General features: G+C 58.2%; 24 protein-coding genes. 14 read left to right on the top strand and 10 right to left on the bottom strand.

Annotated features, from left to right (window positions below; all coding sequences use genetic code 11):
* The 4 genes from COL8621_RS08455 to COL8621_RS08440 are packed head-to-tail and all read left to right on the top strand — an operon-like array spanning nucleotide 1 to nucleotide 4,437.
* Complete coding sequence (locus COL8621_RS08455; RefSeq protein WP_093966802.1) at nucleotides 1-1,047, top strand: GNAT family N-acetyltransferase; 1,047 nt, start codon at nucleotides 1-3, stop codon at nucleotides 1,045-1,047.
* Nucleotides 1,044-2,081 (top strand): GTPase ObgE, encoded by a 1,038-nt coding sequence (gene obgE, locus COL8621_RS08450; RefSeq protein ID WP_093966801.1) that lies wholly within the window; start codon nucleotides 1,044-1,046, stop codon nucleotides 2,079-2,081. Before COL8621_RS08455 ends, obgE begins: the two co-directional genes overlap by 4 nt.
* Entirely contained in the window at nucleotides 2,069-3,175 is a 1,107-nt protein-coding gene (proB, locus tag COL8621_RS08445) for a glutamate 5-kinase (RefSeq protein ID WP_093966800.1), read from the top strand. The genes obgE and proB overlap by 13 nt, the downstream gene beginning before the upstream one ends.
* Nucleotides 3,172-4,437, top strand: a complete 1,266-nt coding sequence (locus tag COL8621_RS08440) for a glutamate-5-semialdehyde dehydrogenase (protein WP_093966799.1) — start codon at nucleotides 3,172-3,174, stop codon at nucleotides 4,435-4,437. The genes proB and COL8621_RS08440 overlap by 4 nt, the downstream gene beginning before the upstream one ends.
* 16 nt (nucleotides 4,438-4,453) lie before the next feature.
* Here COL8621_RS08440 and COL8621_RS08435 read toward each other — a convergent pair whose 3' ends face one another.
* Complete coding sequence (locus tag COL8621_RS08435) at nucleotides 4,454-5,056, bottom strand: histidine phosphotransferase family protein (protein WP_093966798.1); 603 nt, start codon at nucleotides 5,054-5,056, stop codon at nucleotides 4,454-4,456.
* 30 nt (nucleotides 5,057-5,086) lie between these two features.
* Here COL8621_RS08435 and COL8621_RS08430 point away from each other — a divergent pair, with 30 nt between their 5' ends.
* The 3 genes from COL8621_RS08430 to olsA all read left to right on the top strand — a co-directional run bounded on the left by COL8621_RS08430 (nucleotide 5,087) and on the right by olsA (nucleotide 7,015).
* Nucleotides 5,087-5,269, top strand: a complete 183-nt coding sequence (locus tag COL8621_RS08430; RefSeq protein WP_093966797.1) for a DUF3553 domain-containing protein — start codon at nucleotides 5,087-5,089, stop codon at nucleotides 5,267-5,269.
* A gap of 145 nt (nucleotides 5,270-5,414) precedes the next feature.
* Nucleotides 5,415-6,194, top strand: coding sequence for an L-ornithine N(alpha)-acyltransferase (olsB, locus tag COL8621_RS08425; protein WP_093966796.1), 780 nt, complete (start codon nucleotides 5,415-5,417; stop codon nucleotides 6,192-6,194).
* The gene (gene olsA, locus COL8621_RS08420; protein WP_503092184.1) at nucleotides 6,191-7,015 is read left to right on the top strand and encodes a lyso-ornithine lipid O-acyltransferase; all 825 of its coding nucleotides are present in this window, start codon (nucleotides 6,191-6,193) and stop codon (nucleotides 7,013-7,015) included. The genes olsB and olsA overlap by 4 nt, the downstream gene beginning before the upstream one ends.
* Nucleotides 7,016-7,089: 74 nt before the next feature.
* Here olsA and COL8621_RS08415 read toward each other — a convergent pair whose 3' ends face one another.
* Complete coding sequence (locus tag COL8621_RS08415) at nucleotides 7,090-7,710, bottom strand: thiamine phosphate synthase (protein WP_093966794.1); 621 nt, start codon at nucleotides 7,708-7,710, stop codon at nucleotides 7,090-7,092.
* A 187-nt stretch (nucleotides 7,711-7,897) separates the two neighbouring features.
* Here COL8621_RS08415 and COL8621_RS08410 point away from each other — a divergent pair, with 187 nt between their 5' ends.
* From COL8621_RS08410 to COL8621_RS08390, 4 genes are all read left to right on the top strand, one after another.
* Nucleotides 7,898-8,644: an RNA methyltransferase gene (locus COL8621_RS08410; RefSeq protein WP_093966793.1), complete on the top strand. Its 747-nt coding sequence runs from the start codon at nucleotides 7,898-7,900 to the stop codon at nucleotides 8,642-8,644.
* Between the two features lie 56 nt (nucleotides 8,645-8,700).
* Nucleotides 8,701-9,846 (top strand): heme A synthase, encoded by a 1,146-nt coding sequence (gene ctaA, locus COL8621_RS08405; RefSeq protein ID WP_093966792.1) that lies wholly within the window; start codon nucleotides 8,701-8,703, stop codon nucleotides 9,844-9,846.
* On the top strand, nucleotides 9,843-11,321 hold the full coding sequence (locus COL8621_RS08400; protein WP_093966791.1) for a carboxypeptidase M32: 1,479 nt from the start codon (nucleotides 9,843-9,845) through the stop codon (nucleotides 11,319-11,321). Before ctaA ends, COL8621_RS08400 begins: the two co-directional genes overlap by 4 nt.
* A 208-nt stretch (nucleotides 11,322-11,529) precedes the next feature.
* Nucleotides 11,530-12,030: a hypothetical protein gene (locus COL8621_RS08390; protein WP_141137860.1), complete on the top strand. Its 501-nt coding sequence runs from the start codon at nucleotides 11,530-11,532 to the stop codon at nucleotides 12,028-12,030.
* 19 nt (nucleotides 12,031-12,049) lie between these two features.
* Here COL8621_RS08390 and COL8621_RS08385 read toward each other — a convergent pair whose 3' ends face one another.
* On the bottom strand, nucleotides 12,050-12,841 hold the full coding sequence (locus COL8621_RS08385) for an enoyl-CoA hydratase (protein ID WP_093966788.1): 792 nt from the start codon (nucleotides 12,839-12,841) through the stop codon (nucleotides 12,050-12,052).
* A 59-nt stretch (nucleotides 12,842-12,900) separates the two neighbouring features.
* On the opposite strand from COL8621_RS08385, the gene COL8621_RS08380 reads away from it, so the two are divergent.
* Entirely contained in the window at nucleotides 12,901-13,320 is a 420-nt protein-coding gene (locus COL8621_RS08380; RefSeq protein ID WP_093966787.1) for a PaaI family thioesterase, read from the top strand.
* Between the two features lie 68 nt (nucleotides 13,321-13,388).
* Here COL8621_RS08380 and speE read toward each other — a convergent pair whose 3' ends face one another.
* Nucleotides 13,389-14,234 (bottom strand): polyamine aminopropyltransferase, encoded by an 846-nt coding sequence (speE, locus tag COL8621_RS08375; protein WP_093966786.1) that lies wholly within the window; start codon nucleotides 14,232-14,234, stop codon nucleotides 13,389-13,391.
* Entirely contained in the window at nucleotides 14,231-14,737 is a 507-nt protein-coding gene (gene speD / locus COL8621_RS08370; protein WP_093966785.1) for an adenosylmethionine decarboxylase, read from the bottom strand. Before speD ends, speE begins: the two co-directional genes overlap by 4 nt.
* A gap of 234 nt (nucleotides 14,738-14,971) precedes the next feature.
* Here speD and COL8621_RS08365 point away from each other — a divergent pair, with 234 nt between their 5' ends.
* Nucleotides 14,972-15,280, top strand: coding sequence for a hypothetical protein (locus COL8621_RS08365; RefSeq protein ID WP_093966784.1), 309 nt, complete (start codon nucleotides 14,972-14,974; stop codon nucleotides 15,278-15,280).
* A gap of 278 nt (nucleotides 15,281-15,558) precedes the next feature.
* On the opposite strand, the gene rimO is transcribed toward COL8621_RS08365, so the two are convergent.
* The 5 genes from rimO to COL8621_RS08340 all read right to left on the bottom strand — a co-directional run bounded on the left by rimO (nucleotide 15,559) and on the right by COL8621_RS08340 (nucleotide 21,041).
* Nucleotides 15,559-16,929, bottom strand: a complete 1,371-nt coding sequence (gene rimO, locus COL8621_RS08360) for a 30S ribosomal protein S12 methylthiotransferase RimO (RefSeq protein WP_093966783.1) — start codon at nucleotides 16,927-16,929, stop codon at nucleotides 15,559-15,561.
* 53 nt (nucleotides 16,930-16,982) lie between these two features.
* Nucleotides 16,983-18,320, bottom strand: coding sequence for an MFS transporter (locus COL8621_RS08355; protein ID WP_093966782.1), 1,338 nt, complete (start codon nucleotides 18,318-18,320; stop codon nucleotides 16,983-16,985).
* 42 nt (nucleotides 18,321-18,362) lie between these two features.
* Nucleotides 18,363-19,124 carry an ABC transporter permease gene (locus tag COL8621_RS08350; RefSeq protein ID WP_093966781.1) on the bottom strand — a complete coding sequence of 254 codons (762 nt, stop codon included), beginning with the start codon at nucleotides 19,122-19,124 and terminating at the stop codon, nucleotides 18,363-18,365.
* Nucleotides 19,121-20,050: an ABC transporter ATP-binding protein gene (locus COL8621_RS08345; protein WP_093966780.1), complete on the bottom strand. Its 930-nt coding sequence runs from the start codon at nucleotides 20,048-20,050 to the stop codon at nucleotides 19,121-19,123. The genes COL8621_RS08350 and COL8621_RS08345 overlap by 4 nt, the downstream gene beginning before the upstream one ends.
* Nucleotides 20,051-20,192: 142 nt before the next feature.
* Complete coding sequence (locus COL8621_RS08340; RefSeq protein ID WP_093966779.1) at nucleotides 20,193-21,041, bottom strand: LysR family transcriptional regulator; 849 nt, start codon at nucleotides 21,039-21,041, stop codon at nucleotides 20,193-20,195.
* A 77-nt stretch (nucleotides 21,042-21,118) separates the two neighbouring features.
* On the opposite strand from COL8621_RS08340, the gene COL8621_RS19010 reads away from it, so the two are divergent.
* Nucleotides 21,119-21,334: a hypothetical protein gene (locus COL8621_RS19010; RefSeq protein WP_141137859.1), complete on the top strand. Its 216-nt coding sequence runs from the start codon at nucleotides 21,119-21,121 to the stop codon at nucleotides 21,332-21,334.
* Nucleotides 21,335-21,598 lie beyond the last annotated feature (264 nt).

The following is a 21,598-nucleotide window of genomic DNA, read 5'->3' as shown; positions in this document are numbered from 1 at the left end:
ATGTATGCGGTGGAAAATTCTTCAATTACTTCACCGCGCCTGACCCTTAAGCCTGTCAGCCGCGCCGACATTCCTGCGATTGTCAGCGCGGCAAATGATCTGGAAGTCGCGCGATGGATGTCCCGCCTTCCACACCCTTATACGGCCGATGACGCAGAGGTCTTTGTTGCCAAGAACGAAGGGAATGCCGGGCGTGTCTGGGGGATCCACGATGCGGATGGTTTCGTGGGTGTTGTGGGTATCGTACACGAGTTCGGGTACTGGCTGGCGCGGCGCGCTTGGGGCAAGGGCTATGCGACAGAGGCGGGCAAGGCCGTGCTGGGCGCGTATTTTGCCAACCCGTCGGCTGTGCCGCTTCAGTCTAACCATTTCACCGAAAATGGCCGGTCTGCCCGTGTTCTGAACAAGCTTGGATTCGGGTATACTGGCAAGAGTGACGAAACGACTTGCCGTGCGACGGGCGTTGCCCACACGCGGCGCATGATGACCCTTGTGCCAGAGCAGTGGCACGCGTTGAACCCATTGATCATCGAAACACTGCGACTGACCCTTCGCCCGGTCATTCAGGCCGACGCAGAAGTGCTGAGCGCCATCGCGGGCGTCCAAGAGGTTGCGCCAATGCTAATGTCGATCCGCGCTCCGTGGGCCATTGAAGACGCCCGCCGTTGGATTGAACAGTCGCGCTGGCGCGGGCGGCCGGGGTTTCGGCTGGCAATTACGCTGAAAGATGGCACGGTGATTGGTACTGTCGGCATTGGGCCGGCTGCCCGTGGGATCAGCACGATGTATTTCATTGGCACCGCCCATTGGGGGCAGGGATACGCAACAGAGGCGATGCAGGCGTTTCTGGGTGCAGTGTTCAAGCGGTTCGCGCCTGAATGCGTGATTGCCGATCATTTTGATGATAACCCCGCATCAGGCCGTGTTTTGCGCAAGCTTGGCTTTGAAAAAACCGGCGAAGATGTCGCCGGATCGGCGGCAAGGCTTGAGCCTGCGCCGGTTTCCCTCTATCGCGTGAACCGATCCCAGTTTGAGGCCCAGTTATGAAATTTCTCGATCTCGCCAAGGTATATATCCGTTCTGGCGGCGGTGGCTCCGGTTGCATCAGCTTCCGGCGGGAGAAATATATTGAATACGGGGGTCCCGATGGCGGCGATGGCGGCGGCGGCGGTGACGTTTGGGCCGAAGCGGTTGATGGGCTGAACACGCTGATCGATTTCCGTTATCAGCAGCACTTCTTTGCCAAGTCCGGGCAGCCCGGCATGGGCAAACAGCGGACCGGTAAGGACGGCGACGATGTTGTGCTGCGCGTGCCCGTTGGAACAGAAATTCTGGACGAGGATGAGGAAACCATTCTGGCCGACATGACCGAGGTTGGACAGCGCGTGTTGCTGGCCAAAGGCGGCAATGGTGGCTTTGGTAACCTGCACTTCAAATCGTCGACCAACCAAGCCCCACGACGTGCAAACCCCGGCCAGCCGGGTGTCGAGCGTACAATTTGGCTGCGACTGAAGTTGATCGCGGATGCCGGGCTTTTGGGTATGCCAAACGCGGGTAAATCGACCTTTCTTGCGGCCTCTTCCAATGCGCGGCCAAAGATTGCGGATTATCCGTTTACGACGTTGCACCCGAACCTTGGTGTTGTTGGCGTTGATAATGCCGAATTCGTTATGGCCGACATCCCAGGCCTGATCGCCGGTGCGCACGAAGGTCGCGGGATCGGTGACCGTTTCTTGGGCCATGTTGAACGCTGTTCGGTATTGCTGCACCTTATCGATGGCACATCGGAAGATGTTGTGGACGATTACCAGACGATCATCCACGAATTGGAAGCCTACGGCGGTCATCTGGCCGACAAGCCGCGTGTTACCGCGCTGAACAAGATCGATGCGCTGGATGACGAAGAGCGGGCCGAAAAGAAGGCCGCGCTGGAAGCGGCCGTTGGCGGTTCGGTATTGATGATGTCGGGCGTGTCTGGCGAAGGCCTGACCGAAACCCTGCGCGCGGTGCGGGCGGAAATTCAGGAAGATAAGCTGCGGATCAAAGCCGCTGGCGAGGAGCCCGAACCTTGGCGACCCTAAGTGATGCAAAACGGCTGGTCATCAAGATCGGCTCGGCGTTGTTGGTGGATCGTTCAACGGGCGCTTTGCGCGCTGATTGGTTGCACGCACTGGCCGAAGATGTAGCCGAGGCTAAGCGCCGGGGGACCGATGTGATCTTAGTGTCCTCAGGCTCCATCGCGTTGGGGCGCAGCGCCCTTGGGTTGCCCACCGGGACGTTGGCCTTGGAACAATCGCAGGCCGCCGCGGCGGTTGGCCAGATCCGCCTTGCCCGCGCCTATGAAGAGGCGCTTGCCCCACATGGCATCACCACCGCGCAGGTGTTGGTAACGCTGGAAGACAGCGCAAACCGCCGTCGTTATCTGAATTCGCGCAATACGTTGGAACAATTGGTCAGCCTTGGCGTCGTCCCGATTGTGAATGAAAACGACACGATCGCGACGGACGAAATTAGGTTTGGTGACAATGATAGACTGGCCGCGCAGGTTGCCGTGACGGTCGGTGCTGACCAGTTGGTGCTGTTGTCAGATGTCGATGGGTTCTACACTGCAAGCCCGGCCGTTGACCCGAACGCCACGCGTTTTGACGTCATCGAAGAAATCACGCCCGAGATTGAGGCGATGGCCGGCGACGCCGGTTCTGGCCTGTCCAAAGGCGGGATGAAGACCAAGCTGTTGGCGGCCAAGACCGCGACAGGGGCAGGGTGTGCCATGGCGATCACCGAAGGGTCGGTGCTGCGGCCGCTGAAAGCCCTTGAAGACGGCGCAAACGCCACGTGGTTCTTGCCAATGGAAGACCCGCAAGCGGCTCGCAAGCGTTGGATCGCAGCGATGAAGCCCAAAGGTGAAATCGTAATTGATGCCGGGGCGGCTGGCGCGTTGAACAAAGGGAATTCTCTTTTGCCAGCAGGGGTTACGCGCGTCACTGGAAGCTTTGGTCGCGGAGAGCCGGTTTCCATCGTGGGGCCGAACGGGGCAAATCTGGGTAAGGGATTGACGCGATACACTGCCGCCGAGGCGCAGGCGATCAAGGGCTGTCAGTCCCGTGACATCGAAGCGTTGCTGGGGTATCCCGGACGTGCAGCGCTGATCCACAGGGACGATATGGTACTATGAAAGATATGGATAACATCTCTTCGATGATGGCTGACATCGGCAAACGCGCACGCGCTGCCGCCGCAGAGTTGGGCTTTGCCCCGTCCGAAAAGAAAGTGGCTGCTTTGAACGCGGCTGCGGATGCGGTGTGGTCCCGTCGTGCTGAAATCGTAGACGCCAACGCAAAAGACATGGAATTGGCCCGCGAAAAGGGCCTTACGCCCGCGATGCTTGACCGGCTGATGCTGGACGAAGCGCGGATCGAAGGGATGGTCAAAGGCTTGCGGACCGTCGCGGACCAAAAAGACCCCGTTGGCGAAACCATGACCGAATGGGACATGGACAGCGGCATCCACATCAAACGCGTGCGCACGCCTTTGGGTGTGATCGGCGTGATTTATGAAAGCCGCCCGAACGTCACGGCTGATGCTGGGGCGCTGTGCCTTAAGGCTGGCAACGCGGTTATTCTGCGCGGCGGTTCGGAAAGCTTCAATTCAAGTGGCATCATCCATTCCTGCCTTCAGGATGGCTTGCGCGCGGCGGGGTTGCCCGAAGATGCCATTCAGCGCGTTCCGACACGCGACCGGGAAGCCGTGACAGAGATGTTGCGCATGACCGATTATATCGACGTGATCGTACCGCGTGGCGGCAAAGGGTTGGTTGGCCTTGTACAACGCGAAGCGCGCGTGCCGGTTTTTGCCCACCTTGAAGGTATCGTTCACATCTATATCGATGCCGCAGCTGACCGTGAAAAGACGTTGAACGTCGTCATGAACGCCAAAACCCGGCGAACAGGGATTTGCGGCGCGGTTGAATGCCTTTTGATGCACAAAGACGTTGCAAACACTTGGGGCGGCGAAGTGATCGCCGCATTGGTTAAGGCTGGTGTAACCGTTCATGCAGATGAAACGCTTGCAAAGCTTCCCGGAACAACGGCCGCTACAGAGGCTGATTGGGGCCACGAATATCTGGACATGGATGTCGCCGCAAAGGTCGTTGCCGACGTTGACGAGGCGATCAGCCACATTCGCACCTTTGGGTCTAACCACACCGACGCGATCATGACCGAAGATGATGATGTGGCCGAACGGTTCTTCACCCGGTTGGACAGCGCAATTTTGATGCGCAACGCCTCGACCCAGTTCGCGGACGGTGGCGAATTCGGGATGGGTGCAGAAATCGGGATTGCGACGGGCAAGATGCACGCGCGTGGGCCCGTCGGCGCAGAGCAACTGACCAGCTTTAAATACATCGTTTTGGGCGATGGTGCTGTGCGGGGCTAACCTCGCACAGGCAGGCTTAGAATCGAATGTCGATTCCGCTGTCTTCGATAGAGACTTGGGGCCGCCGTTCAGCACGTTCGGCGGCCTCACTTACAAGCGCAAAGTGAATTTCAGACGCGGCAACATCGGTCATCAGTGGCACGGCGGGATCGCGCCAGAACGGCGAGTCGACGGATAACCTTGGGCCGCCTGCCGTGAGGTGCCAGCTTTTCGCAGTGCTTTGAACGGTCATATGCCCGCCGCGTGGAAGCGCCGTTTCCAAGCACAACAATAGCAAGGCAGCAAGTTTGACCTCGTGCCGGGGCATAGCGCTGCACAGGTCATGGGCAAGGGTGATGCGCCGGGGATCAAAGCTGTCGGCCAGAATCGTTGCCATCTCTGCCCGGTTGATGATCTGTCCCTTTGTGCTGGCCCCAAAGGCGATGCGGAAAAAACGAATCCGTGCCGTGGCGCTTTGAACGCTTTCCGAAATCAACTCCATCTCGGGGCTGGTCTTGTTTTGGGACATGCCAAGCAATTCCAAGCCATTGCCGATGGCGCCTAAAGGGCTGATAAGGTCGTGGCAAATACGGGAGCCTAGCAAGGCTGTAAGGTCGGGGCGTTGGTCGTCGTCTTTCACGTATTGGCCCCTAAAAGCGAAGGAAAAGCGATGAGCGAGATGAATGCACTGTTGGAACCGGGGCAACTTGTGCGCCACCCAGCGTGCCCCGATTGGGGGCTTGGACAGGTGCAGTCAAATATTGGGGGTAAAATAACGGTCAATTTTGAACACGAAGGCAAGGTCGTGATCGACGGTTCAAGGATCGAGCTCATACCAGTATTTGATTCCTGAAACACGTTAAAGGATGATCTGTTAATTTCATATCAACCTTAATGATGTGTTAACGATGGCGGGTCATTTGTCACTGTTGCAAATTCGCGCCGCTGTGCCTAAAACCCGCGCACCCTAAGGCAGGAACGGACAGCCGCTTTCCCCCATGCTTCCCCTTGATGAACACTTTCAGATACGGCTTGCCACAGATCCCGATGATCTGAAGGCAGCACAGCGGCTGCGCTATGAGGTCTTCGTTGAAGAGCTGGGCGGGGATGGCGACCTGATCGACCATGACGCGCGGCTTGAGCGTGACGAATACGACCCGTTCTATGACCATCTGGTCTTGATCGACACGCGCCGTGACCCAAAGCAGTTCAACCATGTGGTTGGTGTCTATCGGTTGATGCGCTCTGATCAGGTGGTGCAGATCGGTGCCTATTACACCGAGGCCGAATATGACCTGACGGTGCTGAAAACCAGCGGGCGCAAGCTGTTGGAGCTGGGCCGGTCCTGCGTCCATCCCGATTTTCGCGGGGGTACGGCGATGTATCATCTGTGGAACGGTCTGGCGGCCTATGTTTTTGAACACGGGATCGAGGTCTTGTTCGGCGTTGCCAGCTTTCATGGCACCGATATCGACGCGCTGAAATTGCCGCTGTCATACTTGCACCATCACCACTTGGCACCAGAGGCGCTTAGGGTTCGTGCGCAGGCCGAACATTTTCAAACGATGAACATCGTCGCGCCCGACCAGATCAATCGCAAAGAGGCGATGCTGCAGACACCGGCTTTGATCAAAGCCTATCTTCGCTTGGGTGGTTTCGTAGGCGAGGGCGCCTTTGTGGATCATGACTTCAACACAACCGATGTGTGCTTGATCATGGACACCGAGCGTATGAATGCAAAAAGCCGTGCGATGTTCACCGCAGGTACAAAACGTTGAGCCCGGTTTGGACGGAAGGCACACCGCCCGCGGACCTAAAGATTTCGTGGATGGGCTGGGTGCGGGCAATCTTGCGCGGCACGGCGCTGTTCGTGGTGACGTTTGGCTGTCTTGCGATTCTGTTGCTTGTCCGGCTTATCGAACGCCCGTTGTTTGGCCTGCATCGCCCCGTGACGCCGCATATCACCCAATTCGTATGCCGTGCGGCATTTGTCATTCTGGGAATGCGTTACAAGGTAACCGGGCATATCATGGCCGAACGCGGTGCGGTGGTGGCCAACCACGCAAGTTGGATGGACATCTTTACGCTTAATGCGCGCAAACGGATTTACTTTGTCTCTAAGGCCGAAGTTGCGAAATGGCCGGGGATTGGCTGGCTGGCGCGTTCGACGGGCACGGTGTTTATCAACCGCAATTCGCGTGAAGCCAAACAGCAAAAAGAAATGTTTGAGGCGCGTCTTAAGGCCGGGCACAAGCTGTTGTTCTTTCCCGAGGGGACCTCGACGGATGGCATGCGGGTCTTGCCCTTCAAATCAACGCTTTTCGCGGCATTTTTCAGCGACGAGTTGCGGGATTTCCTACATGTTCAGCCGGTGACCGTCGTTTATCGCGCGCCTGAAGGCGAAGATGCGCGGTATTACGGTTGGTGGGGCGATATGGAATTCGGACCGCATATTCTGAAAACGCTGGCGGCACGGCGTCAGGGATCTGTCGAAGTGATCTACCACCCCGCGCTGAGGGTGGCAGACTTTGAAAACCGCAAGGAATTGGCGCTGGCATGTGAAAGCGCCGTGCGGGCGGGGCTGCCGTATTCGGCTTAGTCAATTGAGGCCCATTCGGGCCATTCCTTTTGCCTCGCGCCTTGTGGGCGCTCAGGCGGGGGCGTCAATCAACGTTATTCCATCGCTGCGATCATTGCGCCCAAGGTTTCGCTTGGGTTTTCTGTGTTCCAGATTTCTTCGCCGATGCCAAAAAAGTCGGAAACAGGTGCAAGGGTGCGGATCGTTTCAATCGTAAGCGCGCCTTCGGCCACGATTGGGACTTCGACAACTTCGGACCACCATGCAAAGAGTTCGGGTTCGGCCTTGGTGCCGTCGCCAAGCGTGCTGTCGCCAACAGGGCCAAAGCTGACGTAATCGGCACCAGCTTCGCCAGCGATAAGGCCGTCATGCCGCGAGGCACCGCAAAAGGCACCGACGATCGCATCCGCGCCCAGCTCTTTCCGGACCTTGCGGACGGAGCGTGAACCATCGGTCAGGTGCACGCCGTCTAGGCCAAGGCGTTCGACAAGTTGAACGTGGGCTTCGATTGTCAGTGCAATGTCGCGGGCATGCGTGACTTCGCGCAGGGCATCTGCGGCGCGTGCAACACGGTCTTCGTCACGCGATGCAAGGGCAAGGCGCACACAGGCGACCTCGTGCGCGTCAAGAACGCTGGCAAGGCGGGCCGGGAATTCAGACAGTTCGAATTCCGGCGGGGTGATCAGGTAAATTTGCGGGCGCTCGATATCGGCCATTTGCGGGCTCCTTAGCGGGGTTTGCGACCCTATACCGGGGATTTGTCGCCTTGGCTACTTTCCATGGATGGTTGCGGCAAATTCCACCGCCGGTTTCTGTCAAAGGGCAAAGATGCTTGGGCACGCTCTCTTGCGTCATGGGTGTGTGCAGCGTATCACGCGCCGGACCAATCCTTGAAGTGTATGCATGACCAATTCAGCCCCTCAGCCCGCCGTTATCCTTGTCCGCCCGCAAATGGGCGAAAATATTGGCGGGGCCGCCCGCGCGATGTGGAATTTCGGTTTGGACCGGATGCGCATTGTCGATCCGCGTGACGGATGGCCCAACCAAAAGGCCGTCGCAATGGCAAGCGGGGCGGGGCGGTTGTTGGATGAGGCGGGCTTGTTTGACGATACGGCCGCTGCGGTCGCGGATTGCGATTATGTGTTCGCAACGACGGCACGTGCGCGCGGCCTGACGAAACCCGTGATGACGCCGGAACGCGCGATGGAACATACGCGCGCCTTGCTTGGCGAAGGCCGAAAGGTTGGGATTTTGTTTGGGCCGGAACGTTCGGGTTTGGAAAATGACGATGTGGCGCTGGCCAATGCGATCATCTCTGTTCCGGTGAACCCGGACTTTGCGTCCCTGAACCTTGCGCAGTGCGTTTTGCTGACAGCCTATGAGTGGCGCCGCCAAAACGTGGATGTCGCGCCAGAGGTGGTCGAAATGGCGAAGACCGAATTCGCCTCGCATATCGAAATTCAGAAACTTGGCGATCACTATGAAGAGCGGCTGGACGAGGCTGGTTTCTTTTTCCCCGAGCAAAAAGCCGAAGGGATGAAGCAAAACCTGCGCAATCTGTGGAGCCGGATGCCACTGACCCGCGCCGATGTACAAATCTTCCACGGCGCACTGCGTCAAATGGTGCGCTGGAAAGAACGCGGCGAGTGACTTGATGGGCGGTAAGTGCCGTCCTACTGTCCGCCACGAAGGAACAGGGGAAACGCATGAGCAGCAAGCGCAGTATCTTCGAAGAGGTAGAGCCGGGCCAAGCCAAGCCTGCCGTCGCGCAAGCCGGTATTATTGATCGGGCGAACCGCGGGGCGCGGGGCGCGATCCGCATTTGGTTGATGGTCTTGTTCGTCATGGTTGCGGCCATGATTTTGGTCGGCGGGCTGACGCGGCTGACGGATAGCGGGTTGTCCATCACTGAATGGAAGCCTGTGACCGGTGCGTTGCCACCGATGAGCGCCGACAGCTGGGGCGCAGAGTTCGAAAAATACCAAACGATCCCCGAATATCAGCTTCAGAACGCTGGGATGACCCTTAGTGAATTCAAGTTCATCTATTGGTGGGAATGGGGCCACCGTCAGCTGGGCCGGTTTGTTGGCGTGGTCTGGGCGATTGGGTTCCTGTTCTTCCTGCTAAGCAAACGGATTCCAACAGGCTGGACGCCTCGGTTGTTGGGCATTGGGGCGCTTGGCGGCCTTCAGGGGGCCATCGGTTGGTGGATGGTGTCATCTGGCCTGACAGGTGAACGGCTGGATGTGGCCTCGTACCGGTTGGCGACGCATCTTGGATTGGCCTTTGTCATTCTTGGCTTCATCGGGTGGTTCATCCTGCAGCTTAGCCGGTCAGAAAAGGACCTTTTGCAAGCGCGCCGTGGGCGGGAGGCTAAACTGTTCTCTATGTCGACCGGGTTGCTGCATTTCGCGTTTCTGCAAATCCTTCTGGGCGCGCTGGTCGCCGGGATCGACGCCGGGCGCAACTTTGTGGACTGGCCGCTGATGGCGGGCGGGTTCCTTCCGCCGGATATGTTCGCGCTTAGCCCTTGGTGGCGGAACTTCTTTGAAGATGCCGGGCTGGTGCAGTTCATGCACCGGATGGCGGGCTATCTGCTGTTCATCTTTGGCATCGTCGTCTGGAACCGCGCGCGCAAAAGCGGCAACTTCAAAACCCGCCGCGCCTTTGATTGGGTGGCTGTGATGATGTTCGGCCAGATGGTGCTTGGCATCGTAACGGTCATGCACTCGGCACCGCTTCATATCGCGATCTTCCACCAGTTGGGCGCGATTATACTGTGGGTACTGATCCTTCGCGGCCGTTTTCTGGCCGGTTATCCCGCAGAGCAATCTGTAAGAGGTGCAGCATGAGCGCGTTTGAAAACCTGATGGCATTTCAGCACGAGACAGAGGCGTTGGCGCAGGTCGCGGGCCGCCTTGGCTGGGATCAGGAAACCATGATGCCACGCGGTGCCGCCGCTCAACGGGCCGAAGAGATGGGAGCGTTGGAAAACGTTCTGCACACCCGGCGCACCGATCCGCGTATCGGCGAATGGTTGGCGGCGATTGACGATACAGCGCTGGACGCCGTTGGGGCCGCCAAGATGCGCCATATCCGCCGCTCCTACGCGCGCGCCACCAAACTGCCCGATACGCTGGCCGCTGAAATCGCGCGTGTGACAAGCCGAGCCCAAGGCATCTGGGCCGAGGCTCGCGCGGCAGACGACGTCGCGCATTTTCTGCCAACCCTTGCCGAGGTCGTGCGCCTAAAGCGCGAAGAGGCAGCGGCGCTGGCAGATGGCGGTGACCTTTATGACGCGCTGCTGGATGATTACGAACCCGGCGCAACGGCGGCTGAGATTGGCGCAATGTTTGACCGGATGCGCACGCGTCTGGTGATGCTGCGCGAAAAGATCATGGCATCAGGCCGCAACCCCGCCGGGATCACCGGCCGCTTTGACGAAGAGGGGCAGTTGAAACTGGCGCAGGAAGTCGCCAGCCATTTCGGATATAACTTCAAGCATGGGCGGATTGATAAAGCGGTGCATCCGTTCAGTTCTGGCTCGGGCACCGATGTGCGCATCACGACCCGTGTGGACGAAGGCGATCCGTTCAACTGTCTCTATTCCACAATCCACGAGGTTGGGCACGGCTGTTACGAACAAAACATCGCGCCAGAATTCGGCCTGACCCCGCTGGGCGCGGGCGTGTCGATGGGTGTGCATGAAAGCCAAAGCCGTATCTATGAAAATCAGCTGGGCCGGTCGCGCGCGTTTACCGGGTGGCTGCATGGCCGGATGACCACGATTTTCGGTGATGCCGGCGCTGCGGATGCGGATGCGTTTTATGCCGCCGTGAACCGCGTGCATTCCGGTTACATTAGGACCGAGGCTGATGAGGTGCATTACAACCTGCACATCATGATGCGCTTTGATTTGGAGCGGAAACTGATGGACGGCTCGCTTGAGGTTGATGACCTAGAGGCCGCTTGGAACACCCGTTTCGAACACGACTTTGGCGTGGCGGTTGATAAACCCTCGAACGGCGTGTTGCAGGATGTGCATTGGTCCGTCGGCCTGTTCGGCTATTTCCCGACCTATACGCTGGGCAATGTTTATGCCGGGTGCCTAAACCTTGCGATGCGCAGCGCTGTACCGGGGCTGGACGACGATCTGGCACGCGGCCACACCGAAGCCGCGACGGGCTGGTTGCAAGAGCACGTGCAACGCCATGGCGGCTTGTACGAACCCAAAGAGGTCATCGAACGCGCCTGTGGGTTCGAACCAAACGAGGGGCCGCTGTTGGATTACCTCGATGCCAAGTTCGGTGCGCTTTACGGGGTTTGAACCGGGCGTGGGCAGCCTTTGTGGTGAATTTCTTTCCGGGTCGGACGACCTTCGATGCGGAAAGAAATGAACCCTTGTTGCGCTTGCGCAAACTGCCGCTTTTCGGTGGTTGTCAGCAGCCTATGGGTGTTGTGCAAGGCACGCTGCTTAAGATTGTTCTACCCAACGCCGATTAGAACAGTATCTTGAGCAAAAAGCGGAGCGAAGATTGCCCCCAGCGTGGTCCATAATTCTTGCTGTTTTGTCTGCAACCATCGCATTCATTTATGCGCGGGTTCAAAGCGGGCTGGAACGCAGACGGAAACGCCGCAGTCTGTCGATTGCGATATACGTCGAGATTTCCGAGGCGAGCAAATCAATTGAGAACTTGTTCATTGCCTGGGACGAACTCATCGACATCGCAAATCAAACGGGGCGGCACCCTTTGCTCGTACTGTCGCGCGACACGAATGTATTGCAGCGGATCAATATCGAAGATCTAGATTATCCTGCTTCGCTTGTTGCAGCGATAATGCGCTTTTCTGGGTCTGTCTCAGAACTCTATGAATGTCTTGAGACGATGAACTCGGACAAGTTCGAAAGATCATCACCCGAGGCCCGGGTGCGCGTCGTTGAAATGGCGCGGTCGATTTCTGTCCACACATCGCAGTACGCCAAAGAGGCAATGCAGCGGATGAAGACCACGCTGCCGGAGGGCTGGACGATCTAATGGATCGGTTGCTGCGCGCCTATTGCTCCCACTCCGGCGGGCGTTTTTCTAGAAAGGCGGCGATGCCTTCTTCGGTGTCGCGGAACAGCATGTTTTGGACCATCACATCGCCCGCATAGGCATAGGCCTGATCGACAGGCATCTGGATTTGCTCGTAAAACGCCTCTTTCCCGATCTTGACCGCCGCGCCGAGCTTTGAGGCAACCGTTTGGGCCAGTTCGCGGGTCGCCGCGCTTAGGTCTTCCGCGGGAACGGCGCGGTTGATTAGGCCAAGGCGTTCGGCCGCTTCTGTGTCGATGAACTTGCCCGTCGTCAGCATTTCGAACGCGTGTTTGCGGGGGATGTTGCGCGACAGGGCGACCATGGGCGTGGAACAGAACAGCCCGATATTCACCCCGTTCACGCCGAACTTGGTGCCATGGGCCGCAATCGCCATGTCACAGCTTGCGACCAGTTGGCAGCCGGCGGCGGTGGCAATGCCGTGCGCTTCGGCGATCACGGGTTGAGGGATGCGTTGAAGGCCAGTCATGACGCTGGCGCAGCGGTTGAACAGATCGGCGAAATAGGCTTTTCCGCCATCTTCGGCTTGGCGGCCTGCTGTCATCTCTTTCAAATCGTGACCTGCGCAGAATGCCTTGCCGGTGCCGCGCAGGATGACGGCGCGTGTGGTCTGGTCGGTGGCCAGTTGATCGATCTGTGCCTGAAGCGCGGCCAGCATTGCATCTGACAGGGCGTTCAGGCGGTTTGGCATGTTCAAGGTCAGCTCTGCCACGCCATCACTGTCGGTGCGTAAAAGGATATCGTCCGTCATCTTGCCATTCCTCCCGTTTGCAGAAACTCTAGGCCGCAAAGGACGGAGGGGAAAGACATATGCAGCCAGTGATGGACGTTCCGGCGCTTGAGGCGTTTCTGGACGCGGAGTTTCCGCAAGTGAAAGGCGACTTCACGGTCGAAGAGGTCGGCCCAATGCGCGCGCGGATTCGTTTGAACGTGCGCGAAGAACATTTACGCCCCGGCGGCACGGTTTCCGGCCCATCGATGTTTGCGCTTGCGGATGTGTCTATCTATCTGGCGGTGTTGGCGATGATTGGGCCAAAGGCGCTGGCCGTGACGACGAACTGCGCGATCGACTTCATGCGCAAGCCTGAGGCCGGGAAAGACCTGATCTGCGAGGCGAAGCTGTTGAAGCTGGGCCGGGTGTTGGCGGTTGGGGACGCGATGATGTTCTCTGACGGCAAGGCAGAGCCGGTGGCCCGCGCCAGTCTGACCTATTCGATCCCGCCGAAATAGCCCCGGCCAAAGGGGTGAGGTCCAATCTGACCTCTGCCTCTGACGGGGATATTTGGCGAATGGGAATGTTACGGTAGCAGGCGTTTCACATAGGCGGGCAGGGCGAACGCGGCCTTGTGCACCTCTGGTGTGTAATAGTCTGTCGTCAGGTTGGCTTGGGCGAAACGGAGTTCCAGATCTTCCAAGGTGACAGAGCGCGCGGCCCCATCGGTGCCCCAGCCAAAGGCCATCGGGCCGCCAGCATAGGTTGGGATGGTGGCCATGTAACAGCCCCAGTCGGCGAACAATGCTTTGAACGCGCGTAGGGTGTTGGTCAGTTCATCCCCCTGCATGAAGGGCACACCGTTCTGCGTGGTCAGGATGCCGCCTTCGTTCAGGGCACGTTTGGCATGGCCATAGAACGTGTCGGTAAACAGCACCTCGCCCGGGCCGATGGGATCGGTCGAGTCAACGATGATCACGTCGAACTTCTGATCCGTTTCGCGCATGAACGCGGCACCATCGTTGATAACGAGGTTCAGTCGCGGGTCGTCAAACGCGCCATCGCTGAGCATGGGCAGATATTCTTTGGAAAAATCCACCACCCCAGCGTCGATCTCGACCATAGTGACATGTTCGACCGACTGGTGGCGCAGCGCCTCGCGGGCCATGCCGCCGTCGCCGCCGCCGATGATCAGCACGCGCTTGGCCGCACCATGGGCAAGGATCGGCACATGGGTCAGCATTTCGTGATAGATGAAATTGTCACCCTCGGTGGTTTGCACCACATCGTCCAGCGTCAGTACTCGACCGAACGTGCCGTTTTGAAACACCTTCAGGCGTTGATGATCGGTTTCGCTGTCATACAACAGTTCGTCAATCTTCAACGACTGGGCATAATGTGGGTGAAGCTGTTCGCGGATCCAATCGCTCATGCCGCAGCCTCGTCCGTGACCAGCCCGTCGCCGCGCAGCAATTCCTTGACGCGCACGTCGTCGGTGCCGAAGGCGGCCTTTAGAACGCCCACCGCATTCCACGGGTTGGCATCGCCGCACATGAACACGTCAAACGCGCCATAGCCAATTTCCGGCCACGTGTGGACAGAGATGTGGCTTTCGGCCAGCACAGCAACGCCCGAAACGCCCTGAGGGCTGAACTTATGCGTATGAATATGCAGCAGCGTCGCGCCGCATTCATCAACGCAATCGCGGAACGCTTTTTGAATGCGTGTTTCATCATCCAAGCCGTGGCCATTGACCACCTCGATGATCAGATGCGTGCCGGCAAAGACCTTGCCATCCTTGCGGATGAAATGGTCTTCGCGATCTTCGTCGAAGATGTCACGAGTATCGTTTGCAGCCTTAAGGCTACAGGTGTCTTCCGCATGGGCGCCTGTCTCCAGACCTATCCCCAGTTGGAAGAGGTCGGCGCGGTCCATGGCGCATCCCCTTCGTTCCAGTAGATTGAATCCAGTAGGTCCCTTAGCGCCCCCCCGAAAGATCGAAGTTGGGATCGGTCCCTAACGAGTGCGCGGCCTAAGGCCCATGCGGGATTCGTTCAAGCCCCAATTGACCTGGTGGGGCGAAAAAGTCCCAAACCTATTGTGGCACAACGATTTTCAGGGTTTCGGCGTTTCGTGCTATCATCTGCGAATTCAAAGCGGAGATTTATTATGAAACGCCTTTTAATTGCGCCAATCTTGGCCCTTACGGCCTGCGGGCCAGATGCATTGCCAACCGTCCCAATCGCAACGCTGCCCGGTACATCCAACCTGCCCCTTGTGCGGGGTTACCGCGACCCGGCGGACCAATGCATGCTGGTCGGGGAAGACGATTACACCAACCAATACCTAGGCGACGCCTCTGACCTTGTCGGCTGCCCCGTCGGGTACGAGGGGACAGGCGTTTTCATCACCGAAACCGGAGCGGCGCAGGTGGATACCTATCAGGGGTATGACCTGTTTGTGGTGGCGCGGCGGTAGGTTTCAAAAGAGAAAAGGGAGCTGTAAGCAGCCATGACCAGCAAATTTAAGCGACCGCCAGAAATGGTAGATCGAAATGATCCTGAAGAACAGTATAGATCTGGCTACCAGCATGGTGCAAACGCGGCACTCATTGCAATGAAGTCTGGAGCCAGCCGACAATCCATACAAAACTGGATAGAGTTAGATCTCCAGCAGTGGCGCCATGATGATACAGCGGAGCCGGATCCGCCAAAAGTATCAAAGAAATAGGCATTGGAGGCGGGCTTCAGTTTCGGTTAGACTAACCGCCCCCACAAATCATATTCACCGGCCTCGTCCACCTCGACGGTGACGATGTCGCCCGGTTTCAGCCCTTCGAAGCCTTCGTCGATGAACAGGTTGCCGTCGATTTCCGGCGCGTCGGCCTTGGTGCGGCAGGTGGCGGCGTCTTCGTCGACCTCGTCTACGATCACGTCCATGGTTTGGCCGACCTTGGCGGCCAGCTTGGCCTCGGAGATGGCTTGGGCTTTTTCCATGAACCGCTCCCACCGGTCTTGTTTGACCTCGGCGGGAACATGGTCGGGCAGGGCGTTTGATCGCGCGCCTTCGACGTTTTCGTATTGGAAGCAGCCGACGCGATCCAGCTGCGCCTCGTCCATCCAGTCCAGCAGGGTCTGGAACTCTGCCTCTGTCTCGCCGGGATAACCGACGATGAAGGTCGAGCGTAGGGTGATATCGGGGCATGTGTCACGCCACGCGGCGATTTCGTCCAGCGTTTTGGCCGCAGCGGCGGGGCGGGCCATGCGGCGCAGAACATCGGGGTGGGCGTGCTGGAACGGGATATCCAGATAGGGCAGGATCAGCCCTTCGGCCATCAGCGGGATCAGGTTGCGCACATGCGGGTAGGGATAGACATAGTGCAGGCGCACCCATGCGCCCAAACTGCCCAAATCGCGCGCCAGATCGGTGATATGGGCGCGGTGCCCGCCGGTTTCGGCGTGTTTCGTATCCACCCCATAGGCCGAGGTATCCTGCGAAATCACCAGCAGTTCCTTCACCCCAGCATCGACCAGCTTTTCAGCCTCGCGCACGACTGCATGGGCGGGGCGGCTGGCCAGTTTGCCGCGCATATCGGGAATGATGCAGAACTTGCACTTGTGGTTACAGCCTTCCGAGATTTTCAGATAGCTGAAGTGGCGCGGGGTCAGGCTGACACCGCTGGCGGGCAACAGGTCGATGAACGGATCAGGGCTGGGCGGTACGGCCCCATGCACTGCGTCCAGCACCTGTTCGTATTGATGCGGGCCGGTCACGGCCAGAACGGCCGGATGCGCGCCGGTGATGTATTCAGGCTCGGCCCCCAAACAGCCGGTCACGATGACCTTGCCGTTTTCATTCAGCGCTTCGCCAATCGCCTCAAGGCTTTCGGCCTTGGCGCTGTCAAGGAAGCCGCAGGTGTTCACGATCACCGCGTCTGCCCCGGCATAGTCGGGGCTGATGGCGTAACCTTCGGCGCGCAGGCGTGTCAGGATGCGTTCGCTATCCACCAAGGCCTTTGGGCAGCCAAGGGACACCATGCCGATGGTCGGCTGGCCATCACGCGCACCCCCGTCGAATTTCGGAGCGGGGGCAAGGTCGGGGCGGAGGTTGGGTGGGTTCGTGCTCATCCGCCCGCATATAAGGGCTTGCTGCGGATCATGCCAGTTGTGAATGACGCCTTCTAGCCATGGCTGGGCCAAACGCGGTGTTCATCATCAATGACGAACGCGTGCGTGTGGCGTTTGTTCTGCGCTGGATGGTCTTTCAGGTGCGGATGATCGGGCGGCAGGTCGGCGTGGCTGTGTTCAAAGTCTTCGGGTTGATCAACGGGCCATAGGCGGCGCGCGGCGATGGCGCCTATCAGGCCGATCACGCCCAGAACCGCCAAGGCGGACGGCAGGCCCAGCCCCTGACCAACCCAACCCGCCACAGGGTAAGCGACCAGCCAACAGGCATGGGATAGGGCAAATTGCGCCGTGAACACCGCCTGACGATCAGCCGGGTGGGCAGAGCGGCGCAACAGACGGCCCGAGGGGGTCATGATCGCGGCGTATAGTAACCCGAACAGGCCCCAGGTTATCAGAAACGCGGGCCAACTGGGTAAGCCAGCCGTGAACATATAGGCGGACAGGGCCAACGTGCCCAGCGCCAGTGCCGCCCCGGCGGGCACCATCACCGACCGATCGCGGCGGTTTTCCAGCAATCGGGGTAGGGACAGCGCTGAGATCATCGAACCCGCACCGAAAGCGGCAAGTGCATAGGCCAGATGCGCATCGTCCAAGCCGTACCCCGCGCGGACCACGACGACTGTATTGACCAACACAAAGGCGCTGCTGGAGGCTGCGGTAAGCGTCAGCGCCAACAAGCCGCGCAAGCGTGGGGTGGCAAGGTAAATGCGGGTGCCTCGCGTTAGTCGTTCGCGGAAGGGGCGTGTGGTTTTGCTGGCCGATCTTCGGGGCAGGGCCGCAATCGCGACCAACAAGGCCGAACCGACGAAGCCAAACACGGTTCCGGCGAACAACCAGTGATAGCTGACAACGGCCAGCAACATCCCCGCCAATGCCGGGCTAAGCAGGTTTTCAAGGTCATAGGCCAACCGAGAGAGCGACAGCGCCTTGGTGTATTCTGCCTCATCCGATAAAATGTCTGGGATGGTCGCCTGAAACGCCGGTGTGAACGTGGCCGAGGCCGCCTGAAGGATGAAGATCAGCGCGTAGATTTGCCAAACGGCGTCGATGAAGGGCAACAACAGGGCGACCGCCGCCCGAATGACATCTGCGCCAATCAGAACCGCCTTACGAGGAAGGTGTTCGGTCAACGCCGCCGCAATAGGGGATAGCCCGACATAGGCCACCATCTTAATCGCATAGGCGGTTCCCAGCACCGCGCCCGCCTGCGCCCCGGCCAAATCAAAGGCCAGCAGGCCCAAGGCAACGGTCAACAGGCCCGTCCCGGTCAGGGCAATGACCTGTGCCATGAACAGCCGCGCGTAAACAGGGTGGCTTAGGACACGAAACATGCCCCAAGCCTAGCGCGACAAGCCTATCAGCGGAACTGTTTGTTACTCGCGCAGGCGCCAGCCGGTGCGGAAGATCCACCAAATGAATCCAAGGCACAGCAACAAGAACCCCGTGACCGCAAAAAGCGAGATCCCGACAGGAACATCCGCAACGCCAAAGAACGACCAGCGGAACCCCGACACAAGATAAAGGACGGGGTTGAACTTGGTCACAACCTCCCAGAAGGGCGGCAGCATCGAAGCGGAATAAAACGCGCCCCCAAGAAACACGAGCGGGGTGATGACCAGCAAGGGGATCAATTGCAACTGTTCAAAGCTTTTGGCCCATATCCCAATGATGAAGCCCAGCAACGAGAATGACAGAGCCGTCAGTAACAGAAATGCAAGCATCCAGAACGGATGTTCGATCCGCAGGTCCACAAACAACGCCGAGGTCGCAAGGATGATCAGCGCGATCATCACCGCCTTTGTTGCCGCTGCGCCGACATAACCCATCACGATTTCGATGAAAGACATCGGGGCCGAAAGCAGTTCGTACATCGTGCCGATGAATTTCGGGAAATAGATACCGAACGATGCGTTGGACACGGATTGCTGCAACAGTGTCAGCATAATCAGGCCCGGCACGATAAAGGCGCCATAGCTGATCCCGTCAACCGCATCGATACGGCTTCCGATGGCAGATCCAAAGACAACGAAATAAAGGACGGTAGAAATCACCGGCGATAGAACGGACTGCGCGATTGTCCGGAAGGTGCGGGCCATTTCGAATTGATAGATTGCCCAGATGGAACGCCAATTCATGCGACTTCTCCCTCTAGCAGGGTCATAAATACTTCTTCGAGAGAGCTTTGCTGACTGTCCAGATCCCGAACAGAGATACCCGCCGCGGCAAGGTCCGCAATCAGCCGCGTTATGCCCGTGCGTTCGGCTTGGGTGTCATAGTCATAGATCAGCGTGCCACCATCGTCGGCCAAGGTCAGCGCATAATCTGCAAGGCTGTCGGGAAGGGTGGTGATGGGGGATTGAAGCTCCATCTTCAGATGCTTGCGGCCTAGCTGCTTCATCAGCTTGTCTTTTTCTTCGACCAGCAACAGGCGGCCCTTGTTGATCACACCTATCCGGTCGGCCATCATTTCGGCTTCTTCGATATAGTGGGTCGTTAGGATGATGGTCACGCCTTCGGCGCGCAGTTCTTTCACCAGCTCCCACATCTCGCGGCGCAGGCCGACGTCAACGCCGGCTGTCGGTTCGTCCAGAAACAGAACGCGCGGGTTGTGGCTTAGCGCCTTGGCAATCAGCACGCGGCGTTTCATGCCGCCTGACAGTTCCATGTTGCGGCTGTCTTTTTTATCCCAAAGGGAAAGAGAGCGCAGAACCTTTTCAAGATACGCATCGTCGCGCTTTTTGCCGAATAAACCGCGGGAAAACTTTGCGGTGTTCAGGACGGTTTCGAATGGTTCGATCGTGATTTCCTGCGGGACAAGGCCAATCAAACTGCGCGCGGCGCGAAACTCGGTCGCGATGTCGTGCCCGCCGACGGTAACTGTACCGGACGTGGGCGTGACCAATCCGCAGATGGTCGAAATCAGGGTCGTCTTGCCGGCGCCATTCGGGCCAAGCAAAGCAAGGATTTCACCCTGTTCTATATCAAGCGATACATCATCAAGGGCAACTGTGCCGCTGGCGTAGGACTTGTTGAGGTTCGAAACGGAAATAATGGGCGGCATTGGGACACTCCTTCAGCCGAAAGTCGAGGAGGCCTATTTAGCAGCGGCTATGTAACGGTTCCAGTGGTTGAGCTGCACGCTGAGTGTGCGCGGGCTGCGTTAAGTGCCAATTTTGCGTTCATCATGTGCGCCGTTCATCTGTTCACAATGCCGCTTCGGGGCGTAGGCTGCGATCACTGAGCAGGGTGTGAAATGCATCAAGCGCTTGTCGGATTGGCGGGTCGTGGCGTGCGTCGTGATGACAAACCAGCCATTCTTCGTGCCTGATCTCTTTGATGGGTGGGCCAACTTGTTGCAACGCCGGGTATGTGCTTGACGCGAACGTTGGCAGAATGACCCGACCGACACCAGCAAGCGCCAGATCCAGTGCAAGCCGGGCGTTGTTCGCGGTGGTGATGATTTCGTCGCTATGATTCTGCCTTAGCCAGCGTTCTGATGGGGTTGTTGCGGTGCTTTCCGTTAAAGTGATGTAACCCGTCGCATCCGGGGATAGCGCGAAGGCGGCATAGTCGATCGTCATGGTCTTACGCCCGGCCAGCCAGCTTTGATCGGGGCGTTTGTTGCGGATTCCAATATCGGCTTCGCGCCTTGCGATATCCACCCGTGCATTTGAGGCAATAAAGGCAGGAACCCATTCGGCATCTGGTGACCATATTTTTGTGATGTGGCGTGCCAGAAATTGCGAAGTCCATTGCCCGGCGGTTACGCGAACCTGCATGGGCTTATCGGATTGTGAAAACGCAGTTAGTCGGGATGCAATATCACGAAGGCCCTCGGCTTCGTCTAGCAACGCGCGACCGGCCGCGGTCAGCGCATAGCCGCGTGGCCCGCGTGCGAACAGGTGCTGTCCAAGAATGCTTTCTAGATCCGCCATTTTGCGGCTTAGCGTTGGCACGCTGACACCGGTCGCGCGCGCGGCCCCCGCCAAACCACCGGAATCGGCCACGGCAATGAACAGCGCGTAACTGTCGAGTGAGGGCGTTTGTTTCATAACTGAAAGTGATGTTGCGAAAACGTCATCTAATCAATCCGTCTGTGTGGCCATAGCATCATAAGAGTCTATCAAATATGAAAGGCCTGCGCGTGATTTTTCTGTTTGCTTTGCCCAAGTCAGCCGTTCGTATCCATGGCGAACTTTCATTATGCCCTTTGTCTGAGAAGCAAATCATCCTGCAACGTGTCGATGCAGCTAAAAAGCATGCGCGCAAGCGCCGCTATGTGAACTGCAAAAGAGCCCTTCGTCATCTTGTTTGGAAGCGAGCGTTTGCGTGGAATAGGCATTGACCCCATGTTAAAAGAAGGCTGATGAAGGGCAACCGATGATGGGTGCGGTCGGCGCAGTGCTTCTAGGTGATCGGTGTGTGCTGGGTTTCTGGTGGGTAAATATCCGATTTTCGGGGTTAAATATTGGGGTATAATGATACCTATTTTTTAACCACATGAAAACAAACGATTAATACGGGATTGCGGCGCTTGACTGCGTGCGGGAAATCCTTAGAACACATCCATCCAAGATACCGGGGGGCTTTAGGGCACCCCATGACCTTA

This window comes from Actibacterium lipolyticum, from assembly GCF_900184935.1.
GTDB classification, from domain to species: Bacteria; Pseudomonadota; Alphaproteobacteria; order Rhodobacterales; family Rhodobacteraceae; genus Actibacterium_A; species Actibacterium_A lipolyticum.
Note: the sequence above shows the minus strand (reverse complement) of the source record. Positions and strands in the feature narration are given on the sequence as shown.